The sequence below is a fragment of the Bradyrhizobium sp. SZCCHNS3052 genome, assembly GCF_032484495.1.
Taxonomy (GTDB): domain Bacteria; phylum Pseudomonadota; class Alphaproteobacteria; order Rhizobiales; family Xanthobacteraceae; genus Bradyrhizobium.
In genome coordinates, this window is sequence record NZ_JAUETB010000004.1 from 486,508 (window position 1) to 505,892 (window position 19,385).

Genomic DNA, 19,385 nt, shown 5'->3' on the forward strand with positions numbered 1-19,385 from the left:
CTGGCGCGTCGCCCCCGGAATGACGGAGTCCTGACGATGACCATCTCCCGCGAACAGGACGTCACGCCGGCGGTGCTGGCGGTGATGGAGCGCACCGAGAACCCGCGGCTGCGCGAGATCATGGTGTCGCTGATCAAGCACCTGCACGGCTTCGTCCGCGATGTCAGGCTTACCGAGGTCGAATTTCGCGAAGCCGCCGCCATCATCGCCGAACTCGGTCAGCGCACCAACGACAGCCACAACGAAGTCGTGCTGATGGCCGGCTCGCTCGGCGTCTCGCCGCTGGTCTGCCTGCTCAACAATGGCGATGGCGGCAACACCGAGACCGCGCAGTCGCTGCTCGGCCCGTTCTGGCGGTTGAACTCGCCGCGCACTGATAACGGCGGCTCGATCGTGCGCTCGGCGACATCAGGCCCGGCGCTGTTCGTGCACGGTCGCGTGGTCGATCCGAACGGCGCGCCGGTCGCCGGCGCCGAGGTCGACGTCTGGCACGCCTCGCCGGTCGGCTACTACGAGAACCAGGATCCCGATCAGGCCGACATGAACCTGCGCGGCAAGCTCGTGACCGATGCCGATGGCCGCTTCTGGTTTCGCTCGGTGATGATGGTCGGCTATCCCATCCCGACCGACGGGGTCGTCGGCCGCCTGCTGAAGGCGCAGGGCCGCCATCCCTATCGCCCGGCGCATCTGCATGCGCTGATCGTCAAGCCGGGATTCAAGGTCCTGATCTCGCAGGTCTACGACCCCAACGACCCGCACATCGACAGCGACGTGCAGTTCGGCGTCACGAAGGCGCTGCTCGGCAATTTCGTCCGCCACGACGAGCCGCATCCGACGGACGCCGACGTCACCACGCCCTGGTATTCGCTCGATCACGTCTACCGGTTGGAGATCGGCGACACCGTGCTGCCGCGCGCGCCGATCAAGTAGCGATTCGGAATATCCATGCTAGTGTGGGCAAGCTGCAACCCTGAAGGGACGGCGCCCACATGTCCTCCACCGACTTGCCGTCCGTTGCCAAGCCCGCCGCGTTGACGGCGACGATGCGTGAGCGGGTGTGCTCGAGTCCGGCGCGGTCTCGGACGTCGCCGTGATCAGCGACCGGCCGATGCTGTTGTCGCGCATCATCCGCCTTGGCTTGTCGTATAGCGGCGCGGCCCCGGACGCGCCGAAGACGCTGATCCTGAAAATCCCGATGCCGGCCTTCGCCAAGACGCTGTGGCGGGGCGGGCGCCACGAGGTCAATTTTTATCGCGGACTGGCGCGGCTCATGCCGACGGGCCTGGTGCCCGGCTCTTACGGCGGCGCGTGGGACGAAGCCGCGCTCACCTGGCACTTGCTGCTCGAGGATCTCACCGACACGCACCAGACGGCGACGCCATGGCCGCTGCCGCCCGCGCTGCCCCAGGCCGAGGGGATCGTGCGGGCGCTGGCGCGGCTGCATGCGGCGTGGTGGGACGATCCGCGGCTCGGCGTGTCCATCGGCAGCTTCGCGACCGCGGACGAGCGCGCCGAGCGCAGCAGGACCTTTGCCGGCCACTATCAGCGCTTCGCCGATCAGTTGGGAGACCGCCTGAGCGCGGACCGCCGCGCGGTCTACGAACGCCTGATGGCGGCGACGCCGCGGCTCTCGGAACGCTATCTGTCGCGGCGAAACCTCAGCATGGCGCATGGCGACGCGCATGTCTGGAATTTTCTGGTGCCGAAGGCCGCCGACAGCGACGACGTGCGCGCCTTTGATTTCGACCAGTGGCGGATCGGCGTGCCCGCGAACGATCTCGCCTACATGATCGCGCTGCAAATCTATCCCGACCGTCGGGCGCGGATCGAGCGGCCGTTGCTCGACAGCTATCATCAGACATTGGTCGCAGGCGGTGTGACCGGCTACGATAGGGCGGCGCTGGATCAGGACTATCGTCTCGCCGTGCTCTGGCACATCGCCCAGCCGGTCTGGCAATGGGCGATCCAGCTCCCGCCGGTGATCTGGTGGAATAATCTCGAGCGCATCTTCCTTGCGTTCGACGATCTCGGCTGCCGCGAATTGCTGGACTGACGGCGCTTCCCTCGCGACAGGGCCGCACGCGCGCGGCGAGGTCTTTGTCGCTACACGTCACTGCGGTGCATTTGCCGGCGTCGCTAGCAGCCCCCTTAACGATCACCAGAGATTGTTCGCCGGCCTTAAACCGCCGGCCAGCATCGGCGCGACATATCGGCATGGGCATGGCGTTCGACATGGTCACGGACGGGAGCGGCGTTCTTGGATCGGGAGCTGGCTTGCTAAAGCACGGATATTGTGCTTTATCGTTCCCGATGGCCGGAAGCACTTACGATCAGGCTGTTCGCTACCGTCTGCTCCTCTCCCCCGAGGCGCGGGACGCGATCGAGGCGACCTTCGCCGACTATGCCCGGATGATGGACATGCTCGACGAGATCGCTGCTGGCAAAGGCATCGGCGCCAATCTCGTCACGCTGCACGGCCATGCCTACGACCCGATCCGCAAGGCCACGCGGCTGCCGTCGCGCCTCGTCACGCTCGGCTTGCGCGACCGTGCCGCCTATCGCGCCGCCTCGAACCCGCGGCTGCCGCTCGACGACCGTCTGGTGAATGTCAGGAATGCCGGCATGTTGTCGCTCGGCACCGCGCGCGGTCGCTTCGCGATCCCGTTCGAGGTGACCGGCTACGTCGCGGGCTGGCCGCACGCGACGCCGGCGCAGCTCGTGCGCACGGACCAAGATGACTTCGAAGTCCATTTCGGCGTTACCGCAACGTCACACGCTCGTCTCAGCCCAACAGTCAGCCCACGAAAGGACCACGTCATGCTCGCCGAACACGCGCCGGCTCCCGACACGCTCCTGTCACGCGCCGGGCGCCTCATCGCCGGGATCGCCTATGGAGCGATCGAAAAGGCCGAGGACAAGAACCGGGTCGCGCTGGTCAGCCAGGCGATCCGCGAGATCGAGCAGGCCGAGCGCGAATCGCGCGAGAGCCTGTCGCATGCGCGCGCGGAGGAATATCGGCTCAATGCACGCCGCGCCGAGATCGAGCGCGAGACGACCGTGCTGGCCGAGCAGATCCGCGTCGCCATCGTCGAGCACCGCGACGATCTCGCCCGCGCCGGCATCGCCCGGCAGATGGATCTCGAAGCCCAGTTCGAGGTGCTGTCGAAGGCGATCGACGAGAATGCCGAGCGCATCGATGCGGTGCTGACGACCCTGCGTGCGATTCTGTCGAGCCTGCAGGACGCGCAGGCGCGTCTCGCCGAACTCGAACGCAGCGAGGCGCTCGCCGACCAGCCGAAGGCCACATCGCGCAAAGGGCCGGATGCCGGCCTCGCCAAGGCCGCGCGCGCCTCCCGCGTCATCGCCCGCGCCACCGGCGTGCCGGAAGGCATCCCGCCGTCGCCCGACATCGACGAATTGTCGAAGCTGAAGCGTGACAAGGACATCGCCGAGCGGCTGGCGCGGCTGAAATCGCAGAATTGAGCGGGCGGGGGCGCGTCGTCCCATGACCATCGTCGACCATTTCATGCAACCCGAGGTGCGGCCGTTCGCGATTGCCGCCGTGATGATCGTTCTGGTCGGCGGCGTCGAGATCGGCTCGATGCTGATCGGCCTGTCGATCAGCGAGCTGCTCGGCCAGACCGTCGATCTCGGTCACGACGGCCACAGCACCAGCGTCGGCCACGTGCTGTCCTGGATCAATGTCGGCGGCGTGCCGCTGATGATCTGCATCCTGCTCGCGCTCGGCATCTTCTCGATCACGGGCTTTCTGATCCAGGATGCCGCGCGGCTGGTGGCGGTGGCGTTGCCGCCAACGGCCGCGGGCGTGCTCGCCGCCGTCGTCACGGTGCCGCTGCTGCGGCGCTCGACGCGCTACGCGGCGCGGCTGGTGCCGCAGGATGAGAGCTATGCGGTCGGGCTGTCCGATCTCGTCGGCCGCACCGGCGAGGTGGCGGTCGGCCCGCTCGATGGCGGGCTGCCCGGCCGCGTCCGCGTCAAGGACGTCCACGGCAACTGGCACATGGTGACGGCCTCGGCCGCGCCGGGCTCGCCGTCCTTGCCGGTGGGCGCGTCGGTTCTCCTCGTCGACCGCAAGGATGGCCGCTTCATCGCGATCGCCGCAGCCGACGAGCTCACGAACTCCAAGACACCTTAGTTCCAAGACACTTTCCTCAACCCGAAAGTAAATCCCATGTTTGATCTGGTTCTGCCTGCGTCGATCGGCGTTGTGCTGCTGGTCGTTCTCGGCACTGTCTTTGCCGTTCTCTACCATCGGTCCACCCGCGACGAGGCGTTCGTGCGTACCGGCCTGGGCGGCAAGAAGGTGGTGCTCGACGGCGGCGCCGTGGTGCTGCCGATCTTCCACTCCATCGCGCGCGTCAACCTCAAGACCTTGCGGCTCCGCGTCGAGCGCTCGAAGAAGGATTCGCTGATCACCAAGGACCGCATGCGCGTCGACATCGACGCCGAGTTCTACGTGCGCGTGAAGCCCGACGTGGATTCGATCGCACTGGCGGCGCAGACGCTCGGCGCCGTCACCAACAATGCCGAATTGCTGCGCGACCAGGTCGAGGCCAAGTTCGTCGACGGCCTGCGCTCGGTCGCGGCGACGATGGAGCTGTTGGACCTGCAGGAGAAGCGCTCGGATTTCGTCAAGCACGTCCAGGCCGCAGTCGAGGCCGACGTGCAGTCCAACGGCCTGGAGCTGGAATCGGTCTCGCTGACCAAGCTCGACCAGACCGACATCTCGTTCTTCAACGCCGAGAACTTCTTCGACGCCGAAGGCCTGACGCTGTTGAAGACGGTCACCGAGACGCGGCGCCGCGACCGCAACGCGATCGTACGCGACAACGAGGTCGCGATCGCGCAGAAGGACCTCGAGGCGCGCCAGCTCACGCTCCAGATCGAGCGCACCAAGAAGGAGGCCGAGCTCAGCCAGGAGCGCGACATCGCCAACAAGACCGCGAGCACCCGCGCCGAGGTCGCAAGCGCGACGCAGACGGCGTGGCAGACCGAGGAGAATGCGCGCATCGAGGCGCAGCAGAAGATCGCGCAGCGCGAGGCGGAAGCCTTGAAGGTGCGCGAGACCGCGGCGATCGAAAGCAATCTCGCGATCAACCGCCGCAAGACCGACGCCGACCGCGAGATCCAGATCGCAACGCAGGACAACGACATCCAGATCGCGACCAAGAGCAAGGAAACCTCGGAGGCGCGCGCGGTCGCCAAGGCGGCCGAGGCGCTCGCGGTCTCTGCGGAGGAAAAGGTGACGACGGCGCGCGCCATCGAGATCGCCGACCGCGAGCGTCAGACCGCGGTCATGGCGGCGCGGAAAGAGGCCGAGCAGCGCTCGACCGGCATTACCGTTGCCGCCGAGGCAGAAAAGCGCGCCGCGGTCGATCGCGGCGCGGCGGCCAAGACCCTGGCCGAAGCGGAGGCCGAGGCCAACAAGATCAAGGCCGTCGGCGTGCGCCAGATCGGCGAGGCGGAAGCCGCGGTCATCCTGATGAAGAACGAAGCCCAGAACAAGCTCGGCAGCAACGTGATCGATTTCGAGCTCGCCAAGCAGCGCATCGCGACCATGCCGGCCGCGCTCGGCGAGATGGTCAAGCCGATCGCCAATCTGAAGGACGTGCGCATCCTGCACACCGGCGGCGCGTTCGGCGGCAACGGCGGTGCCGGCGGCAATGTCGGCTTCGGCGAAGGCCTCGCCGGCGAACTGCTGCGCGTGCACGCGCTGAAGCCGTTGATCGACGAGATCCTGGTGCAGTCCGGCTTCAAGCCCGGCGACGATCCGGTGCAGGCGCTGGCCGGCGTGATCCTGCCGACGGCCGAGGCCAGGCCCGCTGCCGCACCGGCGAAGATCGAGCCGCTGCAGAAGCCGTAGGCCAAAATGTGAAAAGGGAGGCCCCGGGGCTGGGGGCGGCGCTGGAGGAGCCACCGCCCCCGCCCGGCACATCACGAGTGGGGCGCTCATGAGGTGCAGTCCCTGCGCGCAACTCATACGCAGAGAACCGAGTGGGGTGAGCAGAAGATAGCCGGAAACGCGCCGGATTGAAGTTACAAATCCATCACGTCGCGGTCACCTTTTTGCTATCCCGCCCCCACCCTGTCTCGACAGCGCGCGCATTTTCCGTCGCGGGGAAGCAGTCACTCCATCACGGCGTGGTCGGCCGGGGCGGACTGCGCGCGCAACGCGGTGCGCGTCGAGCCGATCATGACCGCGAGCGGGATCGAGACCAGGATGAACGTCATGACCAGCTGGTAGTCGTGCGAGAATGCCAGGATCTGCGCCTGCACGGTCACCATCGCGTCGGCCATCGCGCGCCCGGCATCGGTGGACAGGTTCAGGAGGCCGGCAACATTGGGCATCTGCAGCGCGTGATTGAACGGGTTGATGTGCTCGACCAGGATCGCGTGGTTGCGCCGTGTTCCCTCGGTGAGCTGCGCGATCGCGATCGAGATGCCGATCGAGCTTGCGACATTTCGCACCAGGGTCAGCATCGAGGTTCCATCAGTCCGCAACTCGCCCGGCAAGGTCAGGAATGCCACGGTCGAAAGCGGCACGAACACGAGGCCGAAGCCGAACCCCTGCATGATGCTGATGGTGATGATCTCGGGCACGCCAGTCTGGTCGGTCCACGCCGTCATCTGGAACAGCGACGCTGCGGTCAGCGCCAGGCCGACGATGATCAGCGTGCGCGCCTCGATATAGCGCAGCATCCGCCCGACCAGCATCATCGCGACGAAGGTGCCGCAGCCGCGGGTCGCGAGCAGCACGCCGGCGGTGATGATGGGATAGCCGATGACGTTCTGCAGGAACGGCGAGGACAGCGCCATGGTCGAGAACAGCACGAGGCCCATCACCGTCATGAACACGCAGCCGCCGACGAAATTGCGGTCCTTGAACAGCGCGAACTGGATGAACGGCCGCTGCGTCGTCAGCGAATGCGCCAGGAAGTAATAGAAGCCGACGGCGGCGATGATGAACTCGATGATGATCTCGTTGCTCTCCAGCCAGCCCTGATCCTCGCCGCGGTCGAGCGCGATCTGCAGCGAGCCGATGCCGATGGCGAGCGCCGCGAAACCGAACCAGTCGAAGGTCAGCTCCGCGTTCGGCTTGGTCTCCTCCATGAACGCCATCAGGCCGAGCACGGTCACGGCGCCGAACGGCAGGTTGACGAAGAACACCCAATGCCAGGAATAGGTCTCGGTCAGCCAGGCGCCGAGCGACGGCCCCATGATCGGGCCGAGCATCACGCCCATGCCCCAGATCGCCATCGCCTTGGCGCGCTCATGCAGCGCGTAGGAGTCGAGCATGACCGCCTGCGACAGCGGCACCAGCGAGGCGCCGAACACGCCCTGCAGGAGGCGGAACAGCACCATCTGGGTGATGTCCTGGGCGAGCCCGCACATCACGGAGGCGATGGTGAAGCCGGCCGAGCAGACGATGAAGGTGCGCTTGCGGCCGAAGCGGTTGGCGATCCATCCCACCGGAGCGGTCATGATCGCGGCCGCGACGATGTAGGACGTCAGCACCCAGTTGATCTGGTCCTGCGAGGCCGACAGCGTGCCCTGCATGTAGGGCAGCGCGACGTTGGCGATGGTGGTGTCGAGCGCCTGCATGATCGTCGCCGTCATGGCGCAGATCGTCACCATGTTCCGGCGGAGGCCCGGAACTGCGGATGAGGCCGCAGGCGCGGTCATGACGCTACTCGTCCTTGTCCGCCGCGTGCGCCGATCCGAACAGCCCGGCCAGCGTGCGCTCGTGGCCGGTATCGATCGACACGTTGACGCTCATGCCGGCCTTGAGCTTCGCGACGAACCTGTCGGCCTTGTCGAAATAGATCCGGACCGGCACGCGCTGCACGACCTTGACGAAATTGCCGCTTGCATTTTGCGGCGGCAGGATCGCGAACTGCGCGCCGGTGCCCGGCGACAGCGAGCCGACCGTGCCCTTGAAGCGGTGGTTGGGGAAGGCATCGACGTCGAGCTCGACCGGCTGGCCGACCGCGACATAGGTGAAGTCGCTCTCCTTCGGGTTGGCGTCGACCCAGGGATTGCTGATGTCGATCACCGAGAACACCGGCGTGCCCGCGGCCACGAAGCGGCCGAGCTGGATCTGGTCGACCTGCGTCGCGATGCCCGGCATCGGCGCGCGCAAGGTGGTGTGGTCGAGGTCGCGCTGCGCGTCGTCCAGCTTGGCCTTTGCCTGGACGTAAGGCGGGAACTGCTCCAGCGGCAGATCGGGATTGCCGAGCAGCTGCGTTTTCGCGTTCGACAGCTGCTGCTTGATGTACTGCGCCTGTGCGCCGGCGGTCACCAGCGCATTCGCGGCATTGTCGAGGTCGAGCTGCGAGCCGAAATTGCTCTTGGCGAGCGTCTGCTTGCGCTCGACGTCCTTCTGCTTCAGGTCGATGCCCTGCTGGGCGAGATCGAGCATCTGGCCGTAGATCTTGATGTTGGCGGTGAGGTTGTCATAGCTGATGCGCGCCTGCTCCAGCGCCGCCTTGGCCTGGTCGACCGCCAGGCGATAGGGCACGGGGTCGATCTCGAACAGCTCGTCGCCCTTCTGCACCTGCTGGCCTTCCTTGACGACGACCTTGACGATCTTGCCGGAGATGTCGGGGGTGATGAGCACCTTCTGGGCGCCGACATAGGCGTCGTCGGTCGTCACGTAGCGGCCGCCATTGAGATACAGCACGAGGCCGCCGATGGCGGCGACAAGGGGCAGCACGACCAGCAGCAGCGTGCGACGGTAGCGGCGCAGCAATCCGGGGCGCGCCGGCTTCGCGTCGGCGGCCGCGGGCGGCGCCGCATCCGGGCTGGCCTTCTGGTCGGGGGCGAGTTTCAGGGCGGGCTCAGCCATAGCGCTGCTCCTTTCGCTGCTCGTCGCACAGCGACTGCAGGGCGTTTCTCACGTTTTCCTTGATGGCTTCGAGATGGGTCATCAGCCGCTCGGCATCACCGGCGCTGATGCCCTGGAGGGCGGTGTCGGTCAGATCGCTGCGCAGCACCGCGAGCTTCGCGAGCAGCGGGCGCGCGGTCTTCTTCAGATAGAGCCGGTTGACGCGACGGTCGCTGTCGTCGCCGCGCCGCTCGATCAGCCCGGCCTCGGCGAGCTTGTCGATCAGCCGTGTCAGCGTGATCGGCTGCATCTCCATCTGCTCGGCGAGCTCGGACTGCTTCATCCCCTCGTAGCGCTCGACCTTCGCCAGCACGGCCCATTGCGCGCGGGTCATGCCGAAGCGCGCCGCCTCCTTGTCGGCATAGGCGCGCACCAGGCGCTGCAGCTCGCCGAGCGTAAACAGGAAGTTCACGTCCACCGACGTGCGGGTCATGGCTGATCTCGATTCCAAGAGGGGGAACTAAGCTTTGGCTGTAATGAGCCTCGGATATGATAAGCAAGCTTATGAATATTTGATGGCCCTGCCGAGCGCACCCGCCCCGCCGCAGATGCATGGCTCGGCCGCGGCCTTTGGCGAGACCGGCCCGAGATGCTAGATTGTCGGCAATGACCCTCGCAAAGCCCACCTTCCCGGCGCCGGATCACGACCATGGCCGCTGCGCGGCCGATGCCCTGGACCATGCCGAGCGCATCTGCGCCCAGCGCGGCCAGAAGTTCACGCCGCAGCGCCGCCAGGTGTTGGAGGCGCTGCTGTCGAGCCACCGGCCGCTCGGCGCCTACGAGATCATCGAGGAACTTGCCAAGGTCGCCGCGCGGCCGGCGCCGATCACAGTCTATCGCGCGCTCGAGTTCCTGATGGCGAACGGCCTGGTGCACCGCATCGAGAGCCGCAACGCCTTCCTCGCCTGCGCCCATGACCACGAGCAGACCGCGCTGGTGGCGTTCCTGATCTGCGAGAGCTGCGGCGCCGTCGGCGAGGTTCCGGCGGCGCCGATCGCCGAAAGCCTGAAGCTGGCCGCCGCGGCATCGGGCTTCACGCCGAAACTGTCGGTCGTCGAGATCACCGGGCTGTGCGCCCATTGCCAGAAGGCGGCGTGAGAACGCTCACTGCGGCGCAAGCTGTACACGTGTGAATGACCGTCGTATTCGAGTTTCTGCGCGAGACCGGTGCGCGCGCAGTCAGAGGCCAGCACCGCCGCTCTACGTCCGCATCATCTCCGACCGACCAAGACAAAGCTGACCACACCTTGATGGCGGTCCAGAAAACGAAACGCGCCAGGGAGCCAACGTCCTCGTGTCCGCAACGTCAACCTCATCCGCCGCGACCCGGCCGCTCGGCCTGGGCGCGATCGCCGTCATCCTCGTGCTGTGCCTGTCCTGGGCGTTCAACCAGATCGCCGTGAAGCTCGCGCTGCCTGAAATTCCGCCGCTGCTGCAGGCCACCTTCCGTTCGCTCGGTGCGCTGCCGGTGCTGCTGGTGTTCGCGCGGGTGCGCGGCGTGAAGATGTTCGAGCGCGACGGCACGCTGGGGCTCGGCCTGGTGGCAGGCCTGTTGTTCGGCTTGGAATTCGTGCTGATCTATCAGGGCCTGCTGCTGACCTCGGCGTCGCGCGCCATCGTGTTCCTGTATACCGCGCCGTTCTTCGTCGCGCTCGGCTCGTTCCGCTTCCTCGGCGAACGGATGGGGCCGGCGCAATGGGGCGGGCTGGCGCTCAGCTTCACCGGTGTGGCGCTGGCGATCGGCATTCCCCAGGCCGATGTCGACGGCCGCGTGCTGCTCGGCGATCTCCTGGTGGTCGGCGGCGGCCTGCTCTGGGGTGTGACCACGGTGTTCGTCAAAGGCACCCGGCTGCGCTTCATCGCGCCCGAGCGGGCATTGGGGTACCAGGTGGCGGTCTCCGTCCCGATCATGGCGCTGGCGGCCCTCATTGCCGGGGAGCGGTTGACCCAGGTTCCCAGCCCGTTCGTGATCGGCCTGATGGCCTACCAGTCGATCTGGGTGGTCGGGACCACGTTCACGATCTGGTTCGCCCTGATCAAGGCCTACTCGGCCAGCAAATTGTCGGCATTTACCTTCATCACCCCTTTATTCGGGGTGGTGGCGAGCTATTTCATCCTGCATGACGCCCTGACGCTGGCCTTTGGCCTGGCTGCCGTGCTTGTGATCGTTGGGCTTTTTCTCGTAAACCGCCCGAACCGCGTGGTCCTGGCCGCGACTGATCCATTGCTGAATGTCACCAAAACCTGATATCCGAGCGCCCATGAACAAGCCCGAGATCCTGACCGAGAACACCTCAGCGTCCGATGTCGCCGGACCCGCTCCCCGGCATCGGACCACCCGCGTCATGGTCGGCAACGTCGCCGTCGGCGGCGGCGCCCCGATCGTGGTGCAGTCGATGACCAACACCGACACCGCCGACGTCGACCAGACGGTGGCCCAGGTTGCAGCGCTGGCGCGCGCCGGGTCCGAGATGGTCCGCATCACGGTCGACCGCGAGGAGGCCGCCGCGGCCGTCCCGCAGATCCGCGAGCAGCTCGACAAGCGCGGCATCACCACGCCCCTGATCGGCGACTTCCACTATATCGGCCACAAGCTGCTGACCGACTATCCGGCCTGCGCCGAGGCGCTGGCGAAATACCGCATCAATCCCGGCAATGTCGGCTTCAAGGACAAGCGGGACACGCAGTTCTCGACCATCATCGAGCTCGCCAACAAATACGGCAAGCCGGTGCGCATCGGCGCCAATTGGGGCTCGCTCGATCAGGAGCTGCTCAGCAAGCTGATGGACGAGAACGCCGCCTCCGCGAACCCGCGCGATGCGCGCGCGGTGATGCGCGAAGCCATGGTGCAGTCGGCATTGCTGTCGGCCGCCCGGGCCCAGGAGCTCGGCATGCCGAAGGACCGCATCATCCTGTCGGCCAAGGTCTCGGCCGTGCAGGACCTGATCGCGGTCTATCAGGACCTCGCCGCACGCTCCGACTACGCCATCCATCTCGGCCTCACCGAGGCCGGCATGGGCTCGAAGGGCATCGTCGCCTCCTCGGCGGCGCTCGGCATCCTGCTGCAGCAGGGCATCGGCGACACCATCCGCATTTCGCTGACGCCCGAGCCCGGCGGCGACCGCACGCTCGAGGTGCAGGTCGCGCAGGAGCTGTTGCAGACCATGGGCTTCCGCACCTTCGTGCCGCTGGTCGCGGCCTGCCCCGGCTGCGGCCGCACCACCTCGACCACGTTCCAGGAGCTGGCGCGCTCGATCCAGGACTTCATCCGCGAGGAGATGCCGGCCTGGAAGACGCAATATCCCGGCGTCGAGGCGCTCAACGTCGCCGTCATGGGCTGCATCGTCAACGGCCCCGGCGAATCCAAGCATGCCAATATCGGCATCTCCCTGCCGGGCACCGGCGAGGCCCCGGCCGCGCCGGTCTTCGTTGACGGCAAGAAGTTCCGCACCCTGCGCGGGCCCACCATCGCCGCCGACTTCAAGGCGCTGGTGATCGACTACATCGACCAGCGATACGGCAGCGGCGCGAAAGCGCCGGAGAACGTGACCGCGGCGGAGTAGGGCGGCACGCTGGTCCCGGCTCAGCCAGCGGCGCCTCCTGTCCGCTGGGTTGATCGCGCGGTTGCTTGCGGCGAGAAGGCCTGACCATTCGTTACTCCGTCATGCCCGGGCTTGTCCCGGGCATCCACGTCATTCCGGGGATGCCGAGCGGCGTGGATGGCCGGGACGAGCCCGGCCATGACGATGTGGCAGCAGACGGGCGCACAACTCCGATCGTCATATGCGATCGCTCTGTCGCAGGCGGGGAGCTTGAGAACGAGTCCGCAGCTAGATTCCATGTCCAATCGGCCTGCCGTGAGAGCGACAGCCGACCTGCAACCGACGGCTGCTTGTGCCGCGCGCCGCGGTCTGAAATTTTCGCGCGCGGATCGGCTGCAGCCGACGTAATCGGACGCGCCGGCGCCGCCCCACTGCTGCCCGCATGATCAGCACCTTGAGGCCTGCTGAAGAGGACGCCTCGATGAATCTCGATATCCGCGAAATGGAACTTGCCGAGACCTCGCTGGTCATCGACTACTTCTATTCGTCGAGCATCGAGCAACTCGACCTGATGGGCATCGACCCGACGCGGATGCCGACCAGGCCGGTGTGGGCCGGACTCTTCCAGACCCTGTACGAGACGCCGTTGGCTGAGCGCGCGGCGCTGCTGGTGATCTGGCGGCTCGACGGCCGCGCCATCGGCTTTTCCAGCTGCGACCGCATCGTCTACGGCAACCGCGCCCACATGCACCTGCACGTCACCGAACCGGAGCTGCGCGGCCGCGGCCTCGGCACCGCATGCGTCCGCCGCAGCATCGATTTCTATTTCGAGAGGTTGCGGCTCAAGCAGCTGTTCTGCGAGCCGCACGCCTACAACACCGCCCCCAACCGCGCGCTGCAAAAGGCCGGCTTCCGTTACCTGAAGACCTACAAGACCGTGCCGGGTCCGATGAACTACCATCAGGCGGTGACGCGCTGGATGATCGAGCGGTGAGGATGTGCGTTGCGCACGTGTCATTCGCGTGCAGCACCTGACATCGATGAAATTATGCCCGGCTCTCTCCGCGCCGTCATTCCGGGGCATTCGCGCGCAAAATGGCGAAGCCATTTTGAAGCAGCGCGAATGAGCCCGGAATCCATAACCACAGGCGGTCGTTGGTCGAAGATGGGCGCCACAGGCATCCCGCCTCCTCGTAACCGCTTGTGGCTATGGATTCCGGGCTCGCGCTCCGCGCGCTCCGGAATGACGCGTGGAGAGCGCCTGCTTCCTTCTGCGCCGGTGCAGGCGCAGCCAGCGCTGATGTGCCCGTCGCGTTACCATGTCGCACCTCCGGGCCTTGTGCCGTCGGGCAAATCAGATCGATGCTTCCGCCCGTCCCGCCTCACTCACGAGGGGCGCTTCGCGGTCGTCACGAACGTGGAGGCGGGATGCGGTGGACGCGACGTGGCGCAGCGAGCTTCAGTGCTTGCGGACGAACGTCATGGCGCGGACGGTCAAGTCGCATGGTCCTGACATCCCGATGCTGATGCCAAGCTGGCGGTGATGATCCGCTGGTGACGGGGGCAAACAAGCCCGGTCCCCGGGGAGAATGCGAAGCAGCCGTTAAAACCATCGCGCGGGGAAGGCCGGGTCTTGTCCGGCTGAACCTGTGGTACCTGCCGCCTGCATTCTTTTCGCAGGCGGGCCACGGGCCTCAGTCGGGGCCCGGCCTTCCCTGCGCCCTCCGACGAGAGAGGGCGAAACTGATCAACGCTCGGACGCGAAAAGCGGGCGCGAGGATGAGGCGCCATGTTCGACAACCTCCGCTGTCGTCCCGGGCAAGCGGGCCAACGCGCATGCGTTGGTGCGGCGCCGACCTGGGATCCATTCACACCGAAGCCGATGTGAGCCACGCTGGCCCTGCGAGATGTGCGACCCACCAAGCGCTTGTGGTTATGAATCCCGGCGTTCGCCGGGATGACAGTGGTGGTTTGGGAAACGGCTCGGGCCATAGCCGTCATTGCGAGCGCAGCGAAGCAATCCAGAATCCTTGCGCGGCCCTGGATTGCTTCGCTGCGCTCGCAATGACGGCATGCATGCTGCAAGACCGCGCTCTGCAACTCACCTGCCTACAACGGCAGCTCGCCATACGACCGGTTGGCGAGGCTCGCTTCCTCCAGATCGAGATCGCGCTCGATGCGGCGGCGGGTTTCGTCGGTGATCTTGCCGTCGCGCAGCATCACATGGATGAATTTGCGTTCCGCCGTGATCAGCTCGCGGGTCAGCTCGATGCCGAGCGCGGATGCGTCGTTGTCCTCGGGCTTCAGACCTTCCGGGAGCTGGTTGGTCCGGACCTCGTGGCGCGCCCGCAGCAGCCGCACCACCTCGTCCGACAGCTCGCGATCGCTGGTCATCGTCTCCAGCGACCGCAAGGCGCCGTCGAGCGCCTCGCGCCGGGCCGCGATCTCCTGCTCATGCTCGCGCTGATGCTCGGCGCGACCCTGGTTGCCGACCCCGAGCCACTGCACGACGGCCGGCAGGGTCAGGCCGAGGCCGATCAGGGTGAAGAAGATCACGCCGAAGGCGATGAACAGGATCTGGTCGCGATAGGGAAACGCGTCGCCAGTCGACAGCGTCAGCGGAAGCGCCAGCGCGGTGGCGAGCGAGACCGTGCCGCGCACGCCGGTGAAGCCGATGATGAAGGTCTGCCGCCACGGTGGCAGCGGATCGCGCGCGCGCAGCGAACTGCTCAGGAGGCGCGGCAGGATGGTCGCCGGGAAGGTCCAGGCGAAGCGCGCGATCACGACGATGGCGAGCACCAGCGCGGTCGCGATCATGATGTCGTCGAGCGGAAAGACCTTCGACTTCTCGTAGATCAGCCGCATCTGGAAGCCGGTCAGCAGGAACAGCATGCCCTCGATGAGGTAGATCATCAGGTCCCAGAAGAAGATGCCCTGCAGGCGGGTCGCCGAGGAGATCCACAGCGGTCCGTTCCAGCTCATGTAGAGGCCGCAGGCCACCGTCGCGATCACGCCGGAGCCGCCGACATGCTCGGGGATCCAGAACGCGAGGTAGGGCGTCAGCACGGACAGGGTGATCTCGACCTGCGGGTCGCGCGCATAGTGCCGGGCGCGCAGCATCAGCCAGCCGACGCCGATGCCGAACGCGATCTCGCCGACCACGATCAGGCCGAACTCGCCGGCCGCGACCGGAAAGGAGAAGGCGCCGGTGGTGATGGCGGCCACCGCGAAGCGATAGAGGATCAGCGCGGTCGCGTCATTGGCGAGGCCCTCGCCTTCGAGAATGACCATGACCCGGCGCGGCAGGTGCAGCCGGCGGGCGATGGCGAGCGGCGCCACCACGTCGGGCGGCGCAACGATGGCGCCGAGCAGGAAGCCGAGGCTCCAGGGCAGGCCGAGAAGATAGTGGGTCGCGGTGGCCACCATGGAGGCGGTGAAGATCACGCAGCCGACCGCGAGCAGCACGATCGGCCGCAGATTGCCCTTGAACTCGCGCCAGCTCATCGCGACGCTCGACGAATAGATCAGCGGCGGCAGCACCACCAGCAGCACGAGCTCGGGCGGCAGCGCGAACGCCGGCATCGTCGGCACGAAGGCGAGCGCGATGCCGGCGAGCATCAGGAGGATCGCCGGCGCCAGGTTGGCCCGCCGTGCAAGAAGTGCGGTTCCCGCCAACACGGCCAGCAGGATCAGGAATATCTGAAAGTGAGCTTCCATGGCTGGGGGCTTGGCGTCGTCGCGCCGGCGTCAATCCCGGAGGTCGTAGCGGTAGGACTTCGACACGATCTGCCAGCCGTCCTTCAGTTTCATCGCCACGAGATAATCGGTGAAAAAGCGCGGCGGCAGCTGGCATCGCACCTTGATGAAGGCCGTCTTGTCGTCCGAACGATCGATGGTGACGATGAAGTCCTCGCGCGGCTTGCCCTCAGCCTTGGCCGATGGGCGCTTGCGCACCCAGGCCAGCCAGTCCGGCACGGTCAGGATCTTGAGTTCGCCATTCTCGACCCAGCGCAGGTCAGCGGTGGGGTGGAACACGGCACCGAGCTTGTCGGCGTCGCCCTCGTAGAGCGCATCGAAATAGCCCTGAACGACGGCCTCGACGGTGGAACGGTCTGTGCTCACGGCCAACTCCCTGGGAACCTGGACAAACAAGGATCGCATTTTCGATGCAAAACGGCGCTTGGCAAGGCATGAACTGGCGTCATTGCGCCAGCGACAGACTATAATGGCCGAGGCCAGGTCGATCGGGAATAAATCTGCGTGATCCCGGTCACAAGCCTAATGGGCTGCACTCTGATAGGCAGGTCCCAGCAGGTCTCCCAGCGGTAGGGGGTAGGTACGATGTCTTGGTCACTTCGATTGGGCGGTTACATCCTGGCGGCAGCGCTGCTGCTGGTCGGCCACCCCGCGCTCGCCGACAAGCGGGTGGCGCTCGTCATCGGCAATTCCGCCTATCAGAACGTGCCGCAACTGACGAACCCCGCCAATGACGGCGCGGTGATGACGGCGACCTTCAAGAGCGCGGGCTTCGATGTCGTCGATTACCGGCGCGATCTGACCGCGCGGGAGACCAGGCGGGCCTTGCGCGATTTCGCCGACGCCGCCCGCGATGCCGATATTGCGGTGGTCTACTACGCCGGCCACGGCATGGAGGTCGAAGGGGCGAACTATCTGATCCCGATCGACGCCCGGCTCGAGCGTGACACCGACGTCTATGACGAGACGCTGTCGCTCGACCGTATTCTGGTCGCCGTCGAGCCAGCGAAGAAGCTGCGCCTGGTCATTCTCGACGCCTGCCGCGACAACCCGTTCACGCGCAACATGCAGCGGACGGTGGCGACCCGCAGCCTCGGCCGCGGCCTCGCCAAGGTCGAGCCGACCAGCCCGAATACGCTGATCGCCTATTCCGCCAAGGCCGGCTCGACCGCGCAGGACGGCGACGGCAAGAACTCGCCGTTCACCCTGGCGCTGTCGCGGCACATCGCGACCCCCGGCCTCGACGTCCGCAAGGCGTTCGGCTTCGTCCGCGACGAGGTGCTGAAAGCGACCGCCAACCGCCAGGAGCCGTTCGTGTACGGCTCGCTCGGCGGCGAGGACGTGCCGTTGGTTCCCGGCGTGCCGCGCGTCGTGACACAGATGCCGGTGACGCCGCCGCCGAGCCCGCAGGCCGACATCCGGCGCGATTACGAGCTCGCGATGCAGGTCGGCAACAAGGGCGCGCTGAACGCCTTCCTGGCGCAATATCCCGACGGATTCTACGCCAGCCTTGCCAAGTTGCAGCTCGACAAGCTCGCCGCCGAGGAGAATCGCGCCGCCGCTTCCGAAAAGGCCCGCGCCACCGAGGCCGAGCGGGCGCGGCTCGCCGCCGAGGGCGCGCGCAAGGAGACGCTCGCCAAGGCGGAGGCCGAGGCCAGGGCGGCGGAGCAGGCTCGGATTGTCGCTGAGAAGGCCAATCAGGTGGCGCAGCAGCAGGCGGCCGAAGCCGAGAAGAAGCGCGGTGAGCAGCAGCTCGCGGCGCTCGACAATCCGCGCGCGGCGACCTCGCCCGGCGCGCCCACGCCCGCAGCACCGCAGCAGGGCCAGGTCGCCTCGCTCACCCCGGCCGCGCAGCCCGCCGATCTCGCCAAGTCGGTGCAGCTCGAGCTGCGCCGCGTCGGCTGCCTCACCGAGGATGCCGATGGCGATTGGGGCTCGGCCTCGCGCCGCTCGCTGTCGCAGTTCAACCGCTATGCCGGCACCAAGCTCGATACCCAGGCCGCCTCGGCCGATGCGCTGCAGGCGATCAAGCTCAAGCAGGCGCGCGTCTGCCCGCTGGTCTGCCAGCATGGCACCAAGCCGGACGGCGACCGCTGCGCCCGCATCGTTTGCGCCGAGGGTTCGTTCGTCAACGACGACAATGAATGCGAGAAGCGGCGCGACAGGAAGCCGGTCGCCAAGCGCGATGGCAGCGACGAAGATGTGCCGTCGCGCCGCCGCGCCCGTGCGGCGCCGGAGGCCGGCCTGCCGATGCCGGCTCCTGGTGCGGGCGTCGGGGTTGGGATCGGAGGTGGTGGCGGTCTCGGCGTCGGGACGGCCCCGGGCTACACCAGGCCGCAGACGCAAGCCGCCCGGCCGCCGAAGTCGGGCGGGCAGATCTATTGCGACGCCTATCTGTGCCGCGCCGTCAGGCCCGGCTGCCGGCTGGAATATCGCGGCGGCGGCGGACCCGCCAATAATGCCAGCGTCGAGGTGTGCAACTGATCAGGACGAGATTACGCTGGCGGCGATGTTGACCATCAGGGCGACCAGCGCGGTGTTGTAGACGAACGAGATGATGCCGTGCACGGTCGCGGTGCGGCGGATGATCTTGTCGGTGATGCCGACGTCGGAGACCTGGGCGGTCATGCCGATGATGAAGGAGAAGTAGACGAAGTCCCAGTAGTCGGCGTGCTCGTCCGTGTCGCCGCTCGGGAATTGCAGGCCCCCAGGCTTGGCGCCGCGGTAGTAGTCATGGGCGTAGTGCAGGGCGAAGGTCGCATGCACCGCGGCCCAGGACAGCGAGACGGTGAGCAGCGCCAGCGTCAGCGCCGGAGCGTCGCGCTTGGAAGCGCCGAGCTCGAGCACGATCGCGGCGATGCTGGCGAAGGCGCCGAGCGCCGTGACCAGCAGGATCACGAAACGGCCGTCGTCCTGCATGACCGCCTTGCGGCGGATGTGATGATGCTCGCTGCGCAGCATCATCGCCGCGACCAGCACGAGGTAGAGCGCGGTGAAGATGTCCCAGCTGATCAGGAGCCGCGTGATCAGCCGCAGCGCCGGCGACAGCAGGAAGAACGCAACGATCGCGAGGCCCAGCGATATGAAGGTGCGCGGCCGGGCATAGATGACGCGCAGCGCAGCCGGCAGCCGCGTGAAGCGGGCGAGGTCCGGATCGTCGGGATGGACTCCGCCCAATGCCT

16 protein-coding genes are annotated in these 19,385 nt (G+C 66.8%); 10 read left to right on the plus strand and 6 right to left on the minus strand.

Going from position 1 to position 19,385, the window contains the following annotated elements; genetic code table 11:
- Positions 1 to 36: 36 nt before the first annotated feature.
- From QX073_RS17105 to QX073_RS17125, 5 genes are all read left to right on the plus strand, one after another.
- The gene (locus tag QX073_RS17105; protein ID WP_316226069.1) at positions 37 to 930 is read left to right on the plus strand and encodes a dioxygenase; all 894 of its coding nucleotides are present in this window, start codon (positions 37 to 39) and stop codon (positions 928 to 930) included.
- A gap of 127 nt (positions 931 to 1,057) precedes the next feature.
- Positions 1,058 to 2,053, plus strand: a complete 996-nt coding sequence (locus tag QX073_RS17110; RefSeq protein ID WP_316226070.1) for a phosphotransferase — start codon at positions 1,058 to 1,060, stop codon at positions 2,051 to 2,053.
- A 257-nt stretch (positions 2,054 to 2,310) separates the two neighbouring features.
- Entirely contained in the window at positions 2,311 to 3,483 is a 1,173-nt protein-coding gene (locus QX073_RS17115) for a PspA/IM30 family protein (protein ID WP_316226071.1), read from the plus strand.
- 22 nt (positions 3,484 to 3,505) lie between these two features.
- Positions 3,506 to 4,156 (plus strand): OB-fold-containig protein, encoded by a 651-nt coding sequence (locus tag QX073_RS17120; RefSeq protein WP_316195399.1) that lies wholly within the window; start codon positions 3,506 to 3,508, stop codon positions 4,154 to 4,156.
- A gap of 36 nt (positions 4,157 to 4,192) precedes the next feature.
- Entirely contained in the window at positions 4,193 to 5,884 is a 1,692-nt protein-coding gene (locus QX073_RS17125; protein ID WP_315751913.1) for a flotillin family protein, read from the plus strand.
- 263 nt (positions 5,885 to 6,147) lie between these two features.
- Here QX073_RS17125 and QX073_RS17130 read toward each other — a convergent pair whose 3' ends face one another.
- From QX073_RS17130 to QX073_RS17140, 3 genes are read right to left on the minus strand one after another with little or no spacing between them, the layout of a single operon-like run.
- Entirely contained in the window at positions 6,148 to 7,704 is a 1,557-nt protein-coding gene (locus QX073_RS17130) for an MDR family MFS transporter (RefSeq protein WP_316226072.1), read from the minus strand.
- Between the two features lie 4 nt (positions 7,705 to 7,708).
- Positions 7,709 to 8,866 carry an HlyD family secretion protein gene (locus QX073_RS17135; RefSeq protein WP_315715163.1) on the minus strand — a complete coding sequence of 386 codons (1,158 nt, stop codon included), beginning with the start codon at positions 8,864 to 8,866 and terminating at the stop codon, positions 7,709 to 7,711.
- Positions 8,859 to 9,338: a MarR family winged helix-turn-helix transcriptional regulator gene (locus QX073_RS17140; protein WP_316226073.1), complete on the minus strand. Its 480-nt coding sequence runs from the start codon at positions 9,336 to 9,338 to the stop codon at positions 8,859 to 8,861. The genes QX073_RS17135 and QX073_RS17140 overlap by 8 nt, the downstream gene beginning before the upstream one ends.
- Positions 9,339 to 9,511: 173 nt before the next feature.
- Between QX073_RS17140 and QX073_RS17145 the strand changes: the two genes are divergently transcribed.
- The 4 genes from QX073_RS17145 to QX073_RS17160 all read left to right on the plus strand — a co-directional run bounded on the left by QX073_RS17145 (position 9,512) and on the right by QX073_RS17160 (position 13,441).
- Complete coding sequence (locus tag QX073_RS17145) at positions 9,512 to 10,003, plus strand: Fur family transcriptional regulator (RefSeq protein ID WP_315751916.1); 492 nt, start codon at positions 9,512 to 9,514, stop codon at positions 10,001 to 10,003.
- Positions 10,004 to 10,199: 196 nt separating this feature from the next.
- A complete protein-coding gene (locus QX073_RS17150) occupies positions 10,200 to 11,153 on the plus strand; it encodes a DMT family transporter (RefSeq protein ID WP_315715166.1) in 954 nt (317 codons plus the stop codon).
- A 13-nt stretch (positions 11,154 to 11,166) separates the two neighbouring features.
- Positions 11,167 to 12,468, plus strand: a complete 1,302-nt coding sequence (gene ispG / locus QX073_RS17155; RefSeq protein ID WP_315715167.1) for a flavodoxin-dependent (E)-4-hydroxy-3-methylbut-2-enyl-diphosphate synthase — start codon at positions 11,167 to 11,169, stop codon at positions 12,466 to 12,468.
- 460 nt (positions 12,469 to 12,928) lie between these two features.
- Entirely contained in the window at positions 12,929 to 13,441 is a 513-nt protein-coding gene (locus QX073_RS17160; RefSeq protein ID WP_315751918.1) for a GNAT family protein, read from the plus strand.
- 1,115 nt (positions 13,442 to 14,556) lie between these two features.
- On the opposite strand, the gene QX073_RS17165 is transcribed toward QX073_RS17160, so the two are convergent.
- Both QX073_RS17165 and QX073_RS17170 read right to left on the minus strand, forming a co-directional pair.
- Positions 14,557 to 16,164 (minus strand): Na+/H+ antiporter, encoded by a 1,608-nt coding sequence (locus QX073_RS17165; protein WP_316226074.1) that lies wholly within the window; start codon positions 16,162 to 16,164, stop codon positions 14,557 to 14,559.
- 30 nt (positions 16,165 to 16,194) lie between these two features.
- The gene (locus QX073_RS17170; RefSeq protein ID WP_315825547.1) at positions 16,195 to 16,569 is read right to left on the minus strand and encodes a nuclear transport factor 2 family protein; all 375 of its coding nucleotides are present in this window, start codon (positions 16,567 to 16,569) and stop codon (positions 16,195 to 16,197) included.
- A 219-nt stretch (positions 16,570 to 16,788) separates the two neighbouring features.
- On the opposite strand from QX073_RS17170, the gene QX073_RS17175 reads away from it, so the two are divergent.
- Complete coding sequence (locus tag QX073_RS17175) at positions 16,789 to 18,687, plus strand: caspase domain-containing protein (protein ID WP_316191469.1); 1,899 nt, start codon at positions 16,789 to 16,791, stop codon at positions 18,685 to 18,687.
- Here the strand turns inward: QX073_RS17175 and QX073_RS17180 are convergent, their stop codons facing one another.
- Entirely contained in the window at positions 18,688 to 19,380 is a 693-nt protein-coding gene (locus tag QX073_RS17180) for a DUF1345 domain-containing protein (protein ID WP_316166273.1), read from the minus strand.
- Positions 19,381 to 19,385: the final 5 nt, after the last annotated feature.